At 44.4% G+C, this 17,998-nt stretch carries 9 protein-coding genes; 2 read left to right on the forward strand and 7 right to left on the reverse strand.

Annotated features, from left to right (window positions below):
* Positions 1 to 2,367: NACHT C-terminal alpha/beta 1 domain-containing protein (locus tag QUA44_RS21060; protein WP_333309894.1), on the forward strand; the 2,367-nt coding region annotated here is incomplete at its 5' end.
* 24 nt (positions 2,368 to 2,391) lie between these two features.
* On the opposite strand, the gene QUA44_RS21065 is transcribed toward QUA44_RS21060, so the two are convergent.
* The 4 genes from QUA44_RS21065 to QUA44_RS21080 all read right to left on the reverse strand — a co-directional run bounded on the left by QUA44_RS21065 (position 2,392) and on the right by QUA44_RS21080 (position 6,678).
* Entirely contained in the window at positions 2,392 to 2,931 is a 540-nt protein-coding gene (locus QUA44_RS21065) for a hypothetical protein (RefSeq protein ID WP_333254148.1), read from the reverse strand.
* Between the two features lie 344 nt (positions 2,932 to 3,275).
* Positions 3,276 to 5,060, reverse strand: coding sequence for an aspartate--tRNA ligase (gene aspS, locus QUA44_RS21070; protein WP_333254146.1), 1,785 nt, complete (start codon positions 5,058 to 5,060; stop codon positions 3,276 to 3,278).
* A gap of 164 nt (positions 5,061 to 5,224) precedes the next feature.
* Positions 5,225 to 5,830, reverse strand: a complete 606-nt coding sequence (locus QUA44_RS21075) for a hypothetical protein (protein WP_333254144.1) — start codon at positions 5,828 to 5,830, stop codon at positions 5,225 to 5,227.
* Positions 5,831 to 6,048: 218 nt separating this feature from the next.
* A complete protein-coding gene (locus QUA44_RS21080) occupies positions 6,049 to 6,678 on the reverse strand; it encodes a macro domain-containing protein (RefSeq protein WP_333254141.1) in 630 nt (209 codons plus the stop codon).
* A gap of 229 nt (positions 6,679 to 6,907) precedes the next feature.
* Here QUA44_RS21080 and crcB point away from each other — a divergent pair, with 229 nt between their 5' ends.
* Positions 6,908 to 7,306: a fluoride efflux transporter CrcB gene (gene crcB, locus QUA44_RS21085; RefSeq protein WP_333254139.1), complete on the forward strand. Its 399-nt coding sequence runs from the start codon at positions 6,908 to 6,910 to the stop codon at positions 7,304 to 7,306.
* Between the two features lie 334 nt (positions 7,307 to 7,640).
* Here the strand turns inward: crcB and QUA44_RS21090 are convergent, their stop codons facing one another.
* The 3 genes from QUA44_RS21090 to QUA44_RS21100 form a co-directional block, all read right to left on the reverse strand.
* Complete coding sequence (locus QUA44_RS21090; protein ID WP_333254137.1) at positions 7,641 to 8,615, reverse strand: diguanylate cyclase; 975 nt, start codon at positions 8,613 to 8,615, stop codon at positions 7,641 to 7,643.
* 10 nt (positions 8,616 to 8,625) lie between these two features.
* Entirely contained in the window at positions 8,626 to 11,709 is a 3,084-nt protein-coding gene (locus QUA44_RS21095) for a response regulator (protein WP_333254135.1), read from the reverse strand.
* 138 nt (positions 11,710 to 11,847) lie between these two features.
* Positions 11,848 to 17,238, reverse strand: a complete 5,391-nt coding sequence (locus QUA44_RS21100) for a PAS domain S-box protein (protein ID WP_333309896.1) — start codon at positions 17,236 to 17,238, stop codon at positions 11,848 to 11,850.
* Positions 17,239 to 17,998 lie beyond the last annotated feature (760 nt).

Genomic DNA, 17,998 nt, shown 5'->3' on the forward strand with positions numbered 1-17,998 from the left:
TATGCGTTTTATCATGCGACGTTTCAGGAGTATTTTGCGGCGTTGGCGGTGGATGATTGGGATTATTTTTTACCTCGGAATCATGTTGATTTTCCGGTGGTGGGGAAGGAATATCGGATTTTTGAAGCGCAGTGGAAGCAGGTGATTTTGCTGTGGTTGGGGCGTGGGGAGATAGAACGAAAGCATAAACAGAAATTTATTGATGCTTTGGTTAATTTTGAGGATGGATGTGGAGAATGGGGTGTTTTATATATATTGGACAGATGGGAACATCTATTGAGAGTAGAAAAAGGTTTTTATGAATATCGAACCTATTTTTTAGCCGTCGCCGCAATTGCCGAATTTCAGGATTATTCCCAAATAGATGAAATAATAAGGCAAATTGTTAAGTGGAGATTTGGTTATTTCGATACTCAAAAACAAAAGTGGGTAAAATTTTTCAATGTAATTAGCAATGCAGCTATGGAAGCATTGCAACAGACACACCGCCCAAAAGCGATCGATGCTTTGGTGGAACGGCTCAATTCTCGCGATCTTAGAGATTACATCCGTGGGGAAGTGGCCGCAAGCTTAGGGAAAATTGGTCAAGGCAATCAAAAAGCGATAGATGCTTTGGTGCAACAGCTCAATTCTCCCGCTCTCGATCATTTCACCCTTTGGGAAGCGTCATTGAGCTTAGACAAAATTGCCTCTGGTAATCAAAAAGCGATCGCTGCTTTGGAACAATTACTTAAGCTTAATCTTGATGATTCCGCCCGTTGTCTAGTGCCAGTCACTTTAGGATACATTGACCCAGGCAATCAAAATGCGATCGCTGCTTTGGAGCAACTGCTTAATTCGTCCATTCTTGATGATGACTCTGGCAGGCAAGTGGCTGTAATCTTAAAAGAAATTGACCCAGACAATCCAAAAGTGATCGATGCTTTGGAGCAACTGCTCACTTCTCCGGCTCTTAATGATGACACCCGTAGGGAAGTGGCAGCAAGCTTAGGGAAAATTGATCCAGGCAATCAAAATGCGATCGATACTTTGGTGCAACAGCTCATTTCTTCCGCTTTTGATGAGGAGTATGATAGCACCAGCAGGCAAGTGGCAGTAATGTTAGAGGAAATTGGTCAAGGCAATCAAACAGCGATCGATGCTTTGGTGCAACTTCTCATTTCTCCCGATCTAAATAATTACACTCGTGGGGATGTAGCAGAAAGCTTAGGGGAGATTGCTCAAGGAAATCAAAAAGCGATCGCTGCTTTGGAACAACAGATCACTTCTCCCGCTCATGATGATGACACCCGTAGGGAAGTGTCAGCAAGCTTAGGGAAAATTGACCCTGGTAATCAAAAAGCGATCGATGCTTTGGAGCAACTGCTCACTTCTTCCAATTACATCCGTAGAGAAGTGGCAGAAAGCTTAGGGAATATTGACCCTGGCAATCAAAAAGCTATCGATGCTTTGGTGCAACTGCTCAATTTACTCCATCTTGATGATGTCACCCGTTGGCTAGTGGCAGAAAGCTTAGGAGAAATTGACCCTGGCAATCAAAAAGCGATCGATGCTTTGGTCCAACTACTCAATTCATTACATCGTAATGACTTAACTTTTTTACGAGTGATACAAAGCTTAGGGAAAATTGGTCAAGACAATCAAACAGCGATCGACGCTTTGATACAAATTCTCAATTCTCCCGCTCTTGATAATTACACTTGTGGGCAAGTAGCAGCAAGCTTAAAGAAAATGAACATCAAGACAGAAAAGCAGTTTGCCGTCATCACAACCTTAAAAGCCAAATTCAACGACTCTCAGCAAGTTGATAAGAACTGCTACGAATTAATCTGGCACTACGGCGAAAATCTGCCCTACTCGGACTTCTACCGCGCATGGCACGGTTTAACCGAAACCCAAACCTCCCCCCTCGTCCAAACCCTGAACCTCGCCCAACTCCCCCAACTTCTGCAAACCCAACTCACCGAAACCAATCTCCACCAAAACCTCCAAATCTTTTGCATCGACACCAGCAAATTCATCGACACAGATAACCCCGCCCTCGAAATCTACGAACAATTCCTCAACCAAAACTGTCCCCAACGCCCCAACGGCGAACCCGAAACCCTCCCCCAACTCAAATCCTACTGGAATCAACTCCGCCGCGACAGCGACCAACACCCCATCCTTATCTTCTACGAAGACCCCACATCCCCCGCCTCCCAGGGTTTGAGCCCTACTTTCCTCAATGCGCTTACCCGCTTCGACGGTACAATCTGTCTCATCGCAGACACGCCTCACCCACCCCTGCAAACCTTCTCGCCCCATGACTCCGATTTACTTCAAACTATAATGAGTTGGCTACAACACACTATTTTAGAGGCATAAAGCGATCGTCAATTTAATTTAATATCAATAACCTTCGTGAATTGATTTACATTCCCAAAAAAATCCAGGCCCAACCGTCAAAACTTGTTCTGTTGGCATGAACAATTCCCAATATGGAAGTCCAGAATCATCTTGCAAATCTGGCTGTAAAATTAGTTGGTAATCACCCTCAAAAACTAGAGTGAGACTAATATTATGAGCATAAATCACAAAATCAATCAATTCTTTATTTTCCAATTGCTGCAAAACTTTTTTGACAGCATCTATTTCTACCTCATCTATTTCTACCTCATCTATATCTACTGGCAAGGAAGAAGTTAAAATGCGATCGCCTTGCTTGAAAACCCAAGGTGTTGCCCTTGTGCCAAATTGCCAACTACCTTTGCATAGATGTGCTAATTTTGGGTGAGTATAGGCAGACATCTCACCGAAATCTAGCCGTAGTTCATCCCCATAACTAAATATAACCTGATGACAAATTTCTCCGGTCATCTGTTTAGTAATGACGGAAATAATTTGCTCGATATTTGGTTTCTGATTAGCAATAGATGTTTGAATAGCCATTTAAATATCCTCTAAAAATTCTTTTGCTTTCTCGCGGAGTTCGACCTAAGTAAAATCGCCTCTACGGTTTAAAGTTCCACCACAACCATTTTTCTTTTATTCCTCAATGAATAAACCAAAAGCAATCCTTAATTCACCTCCCATCTTAAACTCCCTAGCGATCGCATCAACCTGTTTAATATCGCGTTTTCTACCCATCAATATTATCTGCTAAAATATCTTGTAAGATTTCTAAACCAAAGAAACCGGGTTTTTGGCAGTTTCGGGGAGGTGTGGCGAAGTATTCTGGGAAAAACCCGGTTTCTCGCCACCCATCCACTATTCATTGAAGGTATTTTACATACCTATGTTTTCGGTACGTAAGTCGATCGCACTTGCAACTCCTTCAACTGCTTCTCATCCACACCAGACGGCGCATTCGTCAGCAAACAACCCGCCTGCTGCGTCTTCGGAAACGCCATCACATCCCGAATCGAATCCTCGCCAGCCAACAGCATCACCAACCGATCCAAACCGTAAGCAATGCCTCCGTGGGGCGGAGTTCCATACTCAAACGCATCCAGCAAAAAGCCAAACTTATTGTAAGCTTCCTCAGTCGATAAACCGATCGCCTCAAACACCTTTTCCTGAACATCCCGCTGATAAATCCGCAGAGAACCACCGCCCACTTCCGTGCCGTTTAACACCAAGTCGTAAGCTTGAGCCCTCGCCGTCTTCAAATCGTGAATATCGTCAGGATGCGGCGCAGTAAACGGGTGATGGATAGCTTCTAAACGCTTCTCGTCAGCGTTCCATTCAAACATCGGGAAATCCGTCACCCACAGCAGATTCATCTTCTCTTTGTCGATCAATCCCAATTCGTTACCGACAAACAAACGCAATCTATCTAAAGTCTTATTGACAGTGATGACATCAGCGGCTGCGAATAACAACAAATGACCTGGTTGCGCGCCCGTGCGATCGAGCAATTCCTGTTTTTGCGCTTCCGTCAAATTATCCTTAATTGCGCCGATCGTATCAATTTCGCCATTCTCCCGCACCCGGATAAAAGCCAATCCCTTCGCACCGGCTTCTGTGGCTTCCTTAAACAAATCGCCTTTTTTAATCCGTTCATTAGAAAAAGCCTCATTCCCGCCCGGAATCGGCAAAATCTTCACAATTCCGCCCGCAGCCACCGCACCGGAAAATACCTTAAATCCCGAATCTTTCATCAAATCGGAAACATCGACCAATTCCAAACCAAAACGAGTGTCCGGTTTGTCGCTACCGTAGCGGTTCATTGCTTCTGCGTAAGTCAATCGCGGGAAAGGACAAGGCAATTCAACGCCTTTCACTGTTTGGAAAATATTGCAGACTAAACCTTCATTTAATGCAATTACTTCTTCCACAGACATGAAACTCATTTCCATGTCCAATTGCGTAAATTCCGGCTGTCTGTCGGCGCGCAAATCTTCATCGCGGAAGCATCGGGCAATTTGATAGTATCTGTCAAATCCCGAAACCATTAACAATTGTTTGAACAACTGCGGCGACTGCGGCAAAGCATACCATTCACCGGGATTGACGCGGCTGGGAACTAAATAATCTCTCGCACCTTCGGGAGTCGCGCGAGTTAAAATCGGCGTTTCAATTTCCATGAAACCCTCAGCATCTTCCAGGTAGCGGCGCATGGCTTTGACTACTTGGTGGCGAAGCTGCAAGTTGCGACTCATACGATCGCGCCGCAAGTCCAAATACCGATATTTCAAGCGCAAATCTTCCCGCACGCTTTCATTATCCGCCGTCGAAACCTGAAACGGTAACTGTTTGCGAACCGCATTTAACAACTCAATTTCGTCCGCGTAAATTTCTATTTCACCCGTAGGCAATTTGGGGTTGAGGGAATCTTCGGGGCGGCTGGTGACTCTACCGGTAATTTTCACCACGTATTCGCCGCGCAAAGACTCAGCGCCGTGATAGGAGTCGGGGGTGCGTTCAGGATCGCTGACAATTTGCACAATACCCGATCGATCGCGCACATCGAGAAAAATCACTCCGCCATGATCGCGGCGGCGATCCACCCAGCCGTAAAGGGTGACAGTCTCTCCGATATGTTTGCTTCGCAGGTCGCCGCAGTAGTAAGTTCTCATGGTTCGGGGTTGTGGACTAAAAATAAAGCTTTTTTATTATGCAGTATGGCTGAACCTTTTGCTGAATGCAAATTAAAGGGCGATCGCTATTAGCCCGCCCGCCCGGTTTTGAAACCAGGCGGGCGGGCTGTAGCGCAAACATCGCCAGATTGTGTCCAATCTTGCTAGGAATCGCCGCCATTGTTGCGAGACTTCTCAACAAACGCCGTTAGCGCGCTCCATGCAGACTTCGCCGTCTCTTTCAAGCGAGTCCCTAGCGACTCAATTTCCCCAACCACAACGTGCCAATTTTTTTCAGTTTGTTTCTGAATGTGGTCAACAGCTTGTTCGATGCGATCGCGTTCAACCAATTTATTTTGTTCCACCGCTTCTCGCGCTTGTCGCACTGCTTTCAAATAAGCTTCGCGGCTGACTTCGCCGGCATCTTGTACCTGCGCTTGTGCCCGCGTTTTAATCGCATCAAGTACCAGCCAATTTTTCTCGGATTCTTTTTTAATCAGGCTGACTGCTTCTGTCATTCTTTCTTTGGCGGTTGACTTATTTTCGTCGATCGCGCTGCTGGCCTTATTCACAGCGTTTAAATAAGCTTCGCGGGTGAGTTCGCCGGCGGCTTGAAATTCGGCCGTGGCGCGTTTTTTGATTGATTCAAACAAAGCCGCAGTTTCTGCGATCGCCTCATCAGTCGCGTCGGGCATCTCTTGTTTGACGATCGCCGTCGTTTCGGGAGTTACCTCTACAATTGTTGTTTCAGTCACATTTGGATCTGTCATATCAATTATCTCCTTTCTTAAATCCGGTGGGAATGGACTTTGTATTTATAGCGCCAGAATTCATTCTAACATTTTAGCATTGAAGCGGCCTGTCGGATACCGCCCACTTACAGGTACGGTTTAGCGCACTTAAATATGTGATCAGTCTCTATACCTAAAAAAACACACACTAATAAACTTGGTTTCTCCACACAATAAAACGGGCCAATTTAATAGTTTCAATTTTCTAACTGCAAATCTTCGCTCTCGTCCGTATATAACAAGTGGTGACATCTTTGAGCGTGCAGTAAAGATTGAGGAAATTCGTATTGAGATAAGAGGATATCTTCGAGCGCAACTTTCATTTGATTGGCGCAGATATGTGGAGGCACTTTGCCCATTCCCGTACCCATGCCCGGAATAGCGATAGTTTCAATGATATGTTTGACTGGCGTTCCATCTGGGACTGAGCCAAATTTTACGAGAGTCAAAATTGCGCGGGTTGCTAGATAAACATTTACTGTTTCTCTTAAAACTGTGGGAACGCGCATAATTGGTGCAGCGATTAAATAGGGGATTTCAGCATGATCGGTGTCTACAATTTCTGCCATTCCTACTAAGAGTTCGCCGTGATGTCGCGCCTGAATTAGTTTTTGCAAGCGTTCAAGAACCTGCCCTCCAAAATATTCCGAAATTTCTAAATCTAAGCCGTCGTCCATGAAACCAAAACTATTCCCCGGACTAACAATAGCATCGCATTTCACATCAAATATTGAACCGTGATGTATCTTTACATTTTCCATACTGCCGCAAGTGCTTTCCCACGCTCTAACTAAACCATCGTCTAAGGTAGCCAGCACAATTTGCATAAATACTCTCTCTTAATTTTAATTGCGAACAGCTAGAGCGCTCCTAAATCATTTGTGAATTTCTTACTCCCTCCCCTTGATAAGGGGAGGGTTGGGGTGGGGTAAAAAGTTTACGACTCCTGTAAGGATTGCTATAGACCGATCGCCAATTTAATCCTACAATACTTTACATAAGTCCGCTGAATCTAAAACTCATCTCAATTTCAACTAGCAAATGTCCAAGAGCTGTATGCAGCAATACCCCAATCTCCGCCACCCGATCGCAATTAGTTTAGGTGCCGTTGCCGGCGCTTTGAGCCGATATTATATCACCTTGTGGTTTGCCAATCGTTTCGGTACGGCTTTTCCCTACGGAACTTTTTTTATTAACATCACGGGTTGCTTGGCTATGGGATTTTTTATCACCCTCGCTTTTGAACGGGTGCCGGCGGTTCCGACGGAAGTCCGGTTAATGGTTGCGACGGGATTTTTGGGCGCTTATACTACTTTTTCGACTTACGGCTTAGAGTCAAATGTCTTGTGGCGCGATCGATCTTACAGCATCGCCACTTTTTACTGGGCTGGCAGTGCCATACTCGGAGTAATCGCCGTTCAGTTTGGCATCATTTTAGCACGAATTGGTAAATAGATAACATCGATTTGTGAAAATAATACCAGTTAAAAAAAGAATGCAATTGTAGGCAAACACCCAACCCATACAGCATCAGTCTGTCAATTTGATATCGAGGTTCTGGACAATACCGACTACATCTTTTTTTCACACCCTTAACCTAATATAGTGAGGGGTTTTAACTGGGCTGCTACCTTGTCAGGTCTATGTGTGATGATGTGTACTGCATCGTGTTTTCCGGCTGAGGCGCTAAAGTCTTCAAGCTGTTTCCTTATCTTGTTTTCAGTTTACTCTTTCTCGGTTGCTCTCACGTTTAATAAATAATGCTTATGGCGCTCCGATATCCTTGTTTTCAAAAGAACGGTTGAGGATTTAAACAGCGTTTGGTGCGTTTATGCTCGTACATTAGTTTGTCAGCCTTGGCCAGCAATTGTTCTAATAAAACTTCATTGTTTAAATCCCCAAACTCCACACCAAGACTTATTGATATATAAGCTCGCTCGGACTGTTGATTAAAGCGATCTATATTTTCTTCCAGTCGAGAATGGAAATTAGTAGATGAATCACCCGAAAAGTTAGGAATAAATAAAGCAAATTCATCTCCTCCCAGTCGAGCCACAATATCCGCCTCACGAAAGGTTTGCTTCAATATTTGAGCTGCGTCAACGATTACTCTGTCTCCCATTTCGTGTCCTAAAGTATCGTTAATCTTTTTCAAACCATCTAAGTCAGCGAACAAAATAAAATAGGATGTTTGCGTGCGTCGAGCAATTTTTAATTGTTGATTGGCTAGTAAAAAGAAGCCTCGTCGGTTATATAATCCAGTTAATTCATCGGTCACGGATAGCTGCCTTACTTCTGCTTCTGCTCTCAGACGTTCTTGGATTTCGTGTTCTAAACGTTGATTTTGTTCGAGCAGTTGTTGGCGTTGCTGTTGGATGAGTAATTGATTTTTTACTCGCATCAGCACTTCCTGCTCTTGAAAGGGTTTGGTAATATAGTCTACACAACCCAGTTCAAAGGCTCGAACCTTGTTTTCCAGTTGTTCGAGCGCACTGATAAAAATAACCGGGATCTGATCACTCGCTTCCGATGCTTTTAACTTTTGGCAGACTTCGTACCCATTCATCTGGGGCATATTGATGTCAAGTAAAATCAGATTCGGTGGGTCGCGATGAATACCTTGGAGTGCCATTCTGCCGTTGAGGGCTTTACGGACAATATAGCCCTGTGACTCTAGAATTTTGGCTAACAAGCGCAAATTGTCTGGCGTATCATCCACGATGAGAATATTCGTTTGGGCCGCAAGTTTGAATAAAGCTGTCATGGTCTTATTCCTAAATCTGGGTGAGAGTTGCGATCGCTTCAAGCTGAAAGTTATCGACCAGAGATGTCATCGCCGCGATGAAATCTTGTTGATCCTTGGGAATTTGAGCGATCAGTTCATAAAGCTTATTATCACTAAGATCGAGTGCTGCTTCATGAACTTCTGCAATCCACTTGGCGGGCATCGTTTTCAAGTCTGGAGTAAATATCTTTGGTGGCGAAGCTGATGACTCTGGCGGAACTTCTTCGGCGTAGGAGTAGCGGACACCCAAGTGATGAGCTATTTTGTCGAAAAGTGTGGCTTCAGTAAACGGCTTGGCAATGTAGTCATCGCAACCGGCTTCCATGCTGGCGGTGCGATCGTCCTCAAAAGCATAGGCAGTCAGGGCAATGATGCGTGTCATTGGTCTGTTGTCCTGTGACATTTGCTCTCTCGTGTCTGCTGATGACCCATGACTAATGACTAATGACTGTTGTGATCGAATCTGTCTCGTCGCTTCATAACCATCCATGACAGGCATTTGAATGTCCATCAAAATCAGATCAGGGTGCCATGTTTGCCAACGAGCGATCGCCTCTGCCCCATTTTCCACCGCACACACATCAAACCCAACTGACTCCAGCAGCGTCACCAGCAGTTGCCGATTTTCTAGAACATCTTCTACTACTAGAATTCGGTAGATAGGTTGCCCCGGTTCGATCCCGATAATCCGATCGCTAATTTCAGGTTCCTCTAAATCAACGGAATCTGGTAATTCCAAAACAATTTTGCACGTAAAAGTCGAGCCTTGAGCCAGGGTGCTTCGCACGGTGATATCGCCTCCCATCAGACGCGCAAACTGACGACTGATAGACAGTCCTAAACCTGTTCCTCGATCGTGACGACCGCGATTGGTTTGCATGAAAGCGTCAAAAATTGATTCTAAATCTGAGGAAGAAATGCCAGCTCCGGTATCCTCAACTTCGACACACAAGGTAATAGTTGGTTTAATACCGGGTGGATTAGTGACGCGATCGCCAATTGTACCGGATGGCATATCATCTGATGAAAAAGCTCGTCCGCGCAGGGCTATGCTTCCTGTTGTTGTAAATTTGATCGCATTTCCCAGCAGATTAATCAAGATTTGGCGAAGTTTTGCTTGATCACCACAGACATAACGGGGGACAGTAGCATCCCACTCGCTGCTCAGATGTAACCCTTTCTCAGGCGCTTTGATGGTGAACATCTCGTTAATAGAACCCAGCAGTCGATGCAGATTAAAACAGCTTTTACTCAGCACCAATTGCCCTGCTTCAATCCTAGACATTTGCAAAACATCGTCGATCAATGTCAGCAGGTGTTCTCCACTACGGGTAATGATCCCTAAATGCTCTTGAAATTCTTCTGGAATATAGGGGCTGCGGTTCATAAGCTGGGTAAATCCCAGAATGGCGTTGAGTGGCGTTCTGAGCTCGTGGCTCATGTTCGCAAGGAACTGGCTTTTGGCACGGTTGGCTATTGCTGCCCTTTCAGCAGCGTGTTCTAGGGCAGCTTGCGAAAATTCTAACACCGCCAGCATGAGGATATGTCTCATTTCGGCAGCAGCTTCTAACTCTGCAATCTGCCACGGATAAGACATCTCCCGCACTGTCTCTTTCCACACTTCAAAGGATTTGCGGGGACACAGGTGCATTTTTCCAATTTCGTCGATCGAGACAGCATCCTGTGGATTTCCTGCCCAGTTTACGGTTTGAATTTGTTCTGGTCGGAACCAAAGGATGTGGTATGACTTTTGTTTGGCGTAGCATAGCAAGATTGAGATTGCTAAAACACCGCTAGCTCGCTCTTTGAATTGCTTCGCTTGGGGATACAAGTGAGACAAAGAAGCTGTTGCAAACACTCGTTCTTTGTTCTGTTGCAGCAACCATTGCAGGAGTTCGTCAACCTCAGCTTCAGATGGTGTTTGACCCACCAATGTCAGACGACCATCGAGCATAATTGCAGCTCCCTGAGCATGAACTAAATCTAGCAGTTGAGAAGCATTTTCGGTCAATACCTGTTCGATAAAATTAGAATCTCGCCGGAATGCCTGCTGAAGTTGATCCTGAATAGTTTTCGCCTGCGATCGGTAAACGTTCAATTCTCGCTCTTGCTGATGTACCAGTTCGATCGAGGCAAATTGGCCTAAAAATTCACAGGTTTTGCGAGTTTCGTAATCTACCAATCGCGGGCTGTAATGGTGACAGGCAATTAATCCCCAGAGACGCCGATCGTCAATTAACGAAATCGTCAGTGTCCCAGCAACTCCCATATTCTGCAAATATTCAATGTGGTAGGGAGATACTCCCCTTAACACACAAGCACTTAGATCCTGGGGTGTATTGGTTAGGGGATGGTTGGTGGGAATTAGGCGGGCCGGAGTGTAATTGATATTGGGAATTTGGCGTATCCAATTGCGGTAAAACAATTTGCGGGCGGGTACGGGAATATCGATCGCCGGGTAATGCAATCCCAGGTAGCTTTCTAGATAGCTTTCTTTCTGTTCAGCAATCACCACCCCATGGTCATCGGCTTCAAAGCGATAAATCATCACGCGATCGAACCCGGTCAGGGCTTTCACTTCTCTAGCAATAGTTTGAGCTAAATCCGAAAGATCGATCGCACTGCGAAGGTTGAGGATAACTGTTTGCAGAAGCTGATAAAAATCGATTGAATGATTATTTTCAATTGTCAATTGGGGCTCGAGCTCCAGAATCAACTCATCGGGTAGCTGATGCAGTGTGCTTCTAAATGTTTGAATTTTGCCGTCTTTTAGAGGTATTTTTAGATCAAAACTATTATGAATGTTGAGTTGTTCTTGATTTAGATACCTGACAATTTCTTGTACTTGATCGTGACCCAATAAATCTGGCAATGGCTGACCTAGCAATTCTTCGGCAGAAATGCCAAAAAACTGTTCTACATTTTCGCTAGCTTGTAAAATATTGAGGCTGTTTCCTTGCATCAATAAAACGATTCCGTGGGGCTGAATCTGACCGGGAGCATACACGGATTCTTCGGTGCATTCCTCTAAACTTGTTAAATTTAAAGGAGTAATTTGGGAGAATTTGGTCATTTTATGAGGGATTTTAGAGCAGTAATCTTAAATAAAAACTAAGGAGGTTTTGTTCAACAGTTGCCACTAAATAGATTGTATTTTTGTTGGCTGTTCCTAATTCCATAGTCCTAATAAAACGTTTAACTAAACAACAACTTATAAATCCAATGGAGGAATTCCACTTGGGAAATTACCTTGAATTAGATTAATGATTTTCTCAAATTGATACTGGTTGGCGAGTTCCGTCAGATGAGTACCGAATTGAGCGAGTTCTGAGGAAAGTTGAGCTACCAGTTCAACGATCGCAACATCATCCCCACATAAAGCAGCATCTTCCAACTGAACCAGCCATACTTCTGGTAAGGTCGCCAGAAGCGTTGGATCGAGGGAATCTGAAACCCCAGAGGCAACAGAACAGAGGAAAGAAGGAACACAATTTGTTCCCCGTTCCCCGTTCTCTGTTTCTTCTTTCTGATATACATACTCTAACCCCAGGTATTCGGCCATCTTGAGAAATAGGGTTTGTTCCCGGAAGGGCTTGCTGATGTAGTCGTTGCAGCCAGCAGCCAAGGCGAGGGCGCGATCGCTCTGGGAAGCCTGGGCCGTAAGTGCAATAATGATACTGTTCTGCTCGCCTTCGATTGCCCGAATTTGCTTGGTAGCTTCGTATCCATCTAACACGGGCATCCGAATGTCCATCCAGCTTAGGTCGGGTTGCCATTCTTGCCAAATCTGCACCGCTTCCTCTCCGTTGGTAGCTTCTTTTACCTCTAATCCTAATTGTGTCAGTAATCTGACCATTAGCAAGCGATTGTCTGCTTGATCGTCAACCACCAAAATGCGATGATCCCGTTGACCGGGAGCCAGCCCAATCACGAGGCGATTATTCTCTTCGGGTGTGATATTAACTCCACTGATTGGGCTGACGGGAAGGGTAAAGGTGAAGGTACTCCCCTGTCCCAGAGTGCTGCTGACAGAAATTTCTCCGCCCATGAGTTCCAACAATTTGCGGCTAATGGTTAGACCTAGCCCAGTACCGCCGGTCGATCGCTTCCCAGCTTGGGCTTGCACAAACGCATCGAAGATGGTAGGGATCTCAACCGATGCAATCCCTAAACCTGTGTCAGTGACTACAAACTGGAGAATCGGCAGAGTTGTGGTCAATGCCACTGTACCGGAAGCCTCAATGCTGACGTGCAAAGTAATGCTTCCGCGATCGGTAAATTTGATGGCATTACTCAGCAGATTGAGCAAAACCTGGCGCAGTTTTTGAGCATCGGCAAGCATAAATTGGGGAACTTCTGGCGCAATCTCGAAACAAAGGTCAAGTCCTTTAGAACTTGCTCGTTCCGCCAACATATTTCGGAGGGAATTCAGCAGCGCAATTAAGTCAAACCCGCTATCTTCAACTGTGCAGTGTCCCGATTCAATTTTCGAGAGATCCAACACATCGTTAATCAAACTTAAGAGGTGATCGCCACTGCGACGAATTGTTTGCAGGTCTTCTTTTTGGTTGGGAGTTAGGCAGGGGTCATGGGTCATCACCTGGGCAAATCCTAGAATCACGTTGAGGGGAGTGCGTAATTCATGGCTCATATTGGCTAGGAAGGTACTTTTTGCAAAGTTTGCTGCTTCTGCGGCTTCCATTGCGTGCAGCAGTGCCAGTTCTTTGCGTTTGCGATCGCTAATATCTTGCCCAATGCCCAAAAAATGCCCGCTCGAAAGCCGCACGTTTGCCCAAGATGTCTCTAACTGCTGTCCGGTAGCAGTCAGTGTTTTCATATCTTGCCACTTGCCGGTTGCTGATAACATAAAGTCCCCGACACTTTGACGATCAACTGGGTCAGGATAACACTCAGCTAAGATATCTTTTTGCTGCCAATCTTCTAGCGACCAACCTAAAATGTTTTCAAATTCCGGGTTGAGCAATTCCATTTGACCTTGCGCGTTAAATAAAGCAATCATCACTGGGATATTATCGACGATCGCCTGAAACATCTCTTTCTGATAGCGCAGAGCTTCCTCTGCCTGTTGTCGAGCCGTAATATCTCGCAGAAAGGTAGTAAAAATAATTTCACCGTTGATCTCGATCTTGGAAATCGAAGCCTCTGCCGGAAACTCTGTACCATCTTTGCGCCGTCCTAAAATGGCTCCTCGCTCTGCCATTTGCCTTGCATAGCCTGCATTGTGAGTATACTCGCCGATGTGATTATGGTGAACCTCTGCAAAGCGCGAGGGCATCAACATCGCCAGGGGTTTCCCTAAAACTTCCTCAGCCGCGTAACCAAAAATTCGTTCTGCTCCTTTGTTAAACAGAGTAATTTGCTGATTGGTATTGATAGAAATGATGGCATCGCTGGCAATGTCTAAAATTCCAGCAAATCGCGCTTGAGAGATTTGTAAATCAATTTCCGCTTGTTTGCGTTCGGTGATATCCCGGCAGATACAGAAGTTCATCATTTCACATTCTAATTCAACCCGAGTCCAGCTAATTTCCACATCATAGACGGAACCATCTTTGCGGCGATGTCGCGTCTGAAACAGAGGAATAATCTCGTCTCTGATGATGAAAAGCTGTACTTCTTCTTTTGTCAATTGAGCATCCCAATCAAAGACACTTAGATTCAGGGTTTCTTCTAGGCTGTAACCCAGCATCCGCGCAAAAGTGGGGCTGGCTTCGACGACTTTTCCGAGGCGATTCATGATCACCACACCATCCATTGAAGTGTTGAAAAGTGTTTTACTCCGCAGGAGTTCTTGTTCTAATGCAAGTTCGGCTTTTTTGCGATCGCTAATATTTTTCATGAAGCAGTAATGCCCCAAAAATTGATGCTGTTCGTCGTAAGTTGAAATCATCACCAATTGTGTGTAAAACACCGAACCGTCTTTACGAAACCCTTTCGTTTCAACTTCAACTCTGCCCTCTTCCACCATCTGCAAATAGAGGGTCATCAGTTTTTCCAACTCATCAGGATATACGGTCTTTTCCCAGGACATCCCCATCATTTCTTCTGGCTGATAGCCTGTCATGTCAGCATAAGCTTTATTCACATACAGGTAACGCCCTTGTACATCCAGTTTGGAAATGCCAGACACCGCATTTTGCATCACCTCACTCATTTCTCTACGCTCTGCTTCTGCGTGTTTGCGATCGGTGATATCTTGGGAAAAACAAAGTAGGTAATGGGGCTGATGCTGCGCGTCGTAAATGGGAATCTTCACCGTATGCAGCCAACGTTTTCCCAGACAATGACTGTCAATGATTTCTTCGAGAATATCCTCAGTCTTACCTTTCTCAAAGGCTTCTCTATCCTTTTGGTCAAAAAAGATAGCCTGTTCTGTTGGAAAAAAATCATAGCCACTTTTGCCGATCGCTTCTTCGGCCCAGATGCCAAATAACAGTTCGCTGGTTTTATTCCAAAACTGAAATACGCCAAACCTTTCAGGCTGTGCGTCCTTAACAAAAACCGCAACCGGTAAATTATCCAGCAGTGCTTGTAAGAAATTGCGAGTTTTTTGGATTTCCTGCTCTACTTTTTTGCGCTTGCTAATATCAATAAACGTAACTACAACTTGCTTTAATTGACCATTTGTATCTAACTCAGGGTAGGCATTAACTAACACCCAAGTACAATTATCAATTTCTTTATTAATTCCTAAAACATAATTTTTGAGGGAACTTCCAGTGGATAAAACCTGATTAACCGGATATTCCTCTAGGGGCATAACGCTGCCATCTTCCCGCACAAAATGCCAGGCCGGCGATATGGCGGTTTTTCCCAGCATTTGATCCATTGAAAGCCCTAGTAATTCACCGGCCGTTTCATTACATAATTGGATGCTTGTATCTATCGCATGAATCACAAAACCCGCATTTAAGTTATCGATTAATTGCCGATATCTGGCTTCGCTGACCTGTAAAGCAACTTCAGCTTGCTTGCGCTCCGTAATGTCGGTGTGAGAGCCAGCCATCCGAATTACATTACCTGCATCATCCCAAAGTGCCTGACCGCGATCGAAAATCCATTTATAGGAACCATCTTTGCAGCGAACGCGATGTTCTGTGAGATAGAAAGGAGTTTTCTTGGCAAAATGGTCTTGAACGGCTTGCATCACCCATCCCAAATCATCGGGATGTACCAGATTAGCCCATTCGTCTACAAGGTTTTGGATTTCGTGGTCTTCATAGCCCAGGATTTCCTTCGAGCGACTAGACAAGAATATCTCGTTGGTTTGAACATTCCAATCCCAAATGCCGTCATTATTCCCGCGTACAGCCAGTTCCCAGCGTTCTTCGCTTTGACGTAGTGCTGCTTCTGCTTGTTTACGGTCAGCAATATTCCGGGCAATCTTTGAGGCTCCAATTATATTCCCTGTTTCGTCTTTAATGGGGGAGACACTCATAGAGACATCGATTAATGTTCCATCTTTTCTCAGCCTCTTTGTATCGTAGTGTTCGATGCGTTCTCCTTGCTGGATTTTTGTGAGAATTTCGTTTTCCTCATCTCGATAGTCTGCGGGAATCAGTTTTGTCCCTGATTGCCCTACTATTTCGACCGCTGTATAGCCAAAAATTGTTTCTGCTCCTACATTCCAACTGGTAACTACGCCATCTAAATCTTTGGTGATAATGGCATCTTCCGAAGATTCAACGATCGCAGCTAGTCGGGCGATCGTAATTTCTGCCTGTTGTCGCTGGTTAATTTCCCATTGTAACTGGCGATTTGCTTTTTTGAATTGATGGACTTTGCGATAACTAACTTGTGCGAGATACACCACCAACATAAGCAGCCAAACTAAAATCAAGCCACCAATTAACACCACTATTGGTAAATGAGATTTTACTTCTTCTACTAAGGCTGAAGTTGGACAAACTTCTATTCGCCAGTCTGCATAATAGGCTCTGACCACAACCATTTTGGGCTTTGAATGTTGAGATAAAACCTCTTGACCGTAGATCAAATTTCTGCCATAATAAATAGCCAAATTGTAATTCGGGGAAACTTTTAAAATACTTTCAAATAGAGTTTTAAATGAAAAAACTCCGACAATAAACCCATCAAACCGCTCCCCTACAAATAAAGGAACACTTGCTATAAATCCTTGACCACCTTGAACAAGTGAAATATTGCCACTTAAGATAGGTTGACGTAAATCACGAGACACCTGCAAAGTGATTTTGCTACGCAATTCCCGATTAAAATCTAGGTTTTGCACTGCCTCATTTCCAGCCAGTGGCACAACCGATCGCACTTTAAATGATGGATCGACCAATTCGATCGCCTGATAACCGTAGAAATCCTTGACATAAGCATCAGCATCGGCTTCCCAAAGAGCCTTTGGTGTACCGCCATTGACTTGCCAGCGATTCGCCATTTGCCGAAGTGTCAGCATCCGAGTTGATAATTCTTGGCTCAGTTGTGACTGGATCGCATTGGCTTCGTGCTGAATTAACTGCTCGATGTGAATTTTTCCGTTGATGGTTAGCTGTTGCCACGTAAATAAAACAGCAAGAGAAGCCACCACACCAAGCAAAAGAGGTAGCAATCGTTTAAGTGGTGTTTGGTGTAAACTTATAATTACTTTGCGTCGCGGGATTACCATAAATTAAGCGATAGATGAATAGAGCTTTCTTCAATTTATGGGGCGATAATTGGGTAATTTAATTATGCAAAAAAACTAAATTTTTAGCCTAAAAACCCGTTAGCGATAAGGCACTTTCTAAACTTTATACCCTAAGTTGAGCTGTTAAATTCCATCGGTAAAGAATGTTGTTCATTAACGCAGCATTTGATTCGACCAGCAGGGGCAGTGCGTCATAAAGACCTCTTTTTTTAACTAAAGGGTATTTCACTCTTGTTGCAAAGTGCTGTAAGCTCGCTTGAAGCAAGAATAACAGGACTCTAGAAAAAAAAAATAAAGATTTGGTAAAGAATATAAAACGGTTAAGGAAAAGATACAAGTTTAAACATTCCGTAATAAAATTAAGATCGCAGAGAATTTTTATCCCACAATACGCACCTTGTAATGTCCCATCTGGTTTGTTATAATTCTACACTATTCAGATGCAGCTTTTGAGACCCATTCCTACATAAAATGGTTTTCCTGTTCCCTGTTCCTTGATTTGATCTGAGAGTCTAAATCTCAGCCCAACACATTGGCAGTTTGAACAGGAAGCATAGCTGGATCGATGGGATTCACTATCACTGCTGGTAGGTGATATGGGAGCATCTCATATTTGTCAAAACACTTCTTCTGGCTCCTTCCTTCTGACTCTTTCCTTCTGACTCCTGCCTCAAAACTCCAA

This window comes from Microcoleus sp. N9_A2 (assembly GCF_036701775.1).
GTDB lineage: Bacteria > Cyanobacteriota > Cyanobacteriia > Cyanobacteriales > Microcoleaceae > Microcoleus.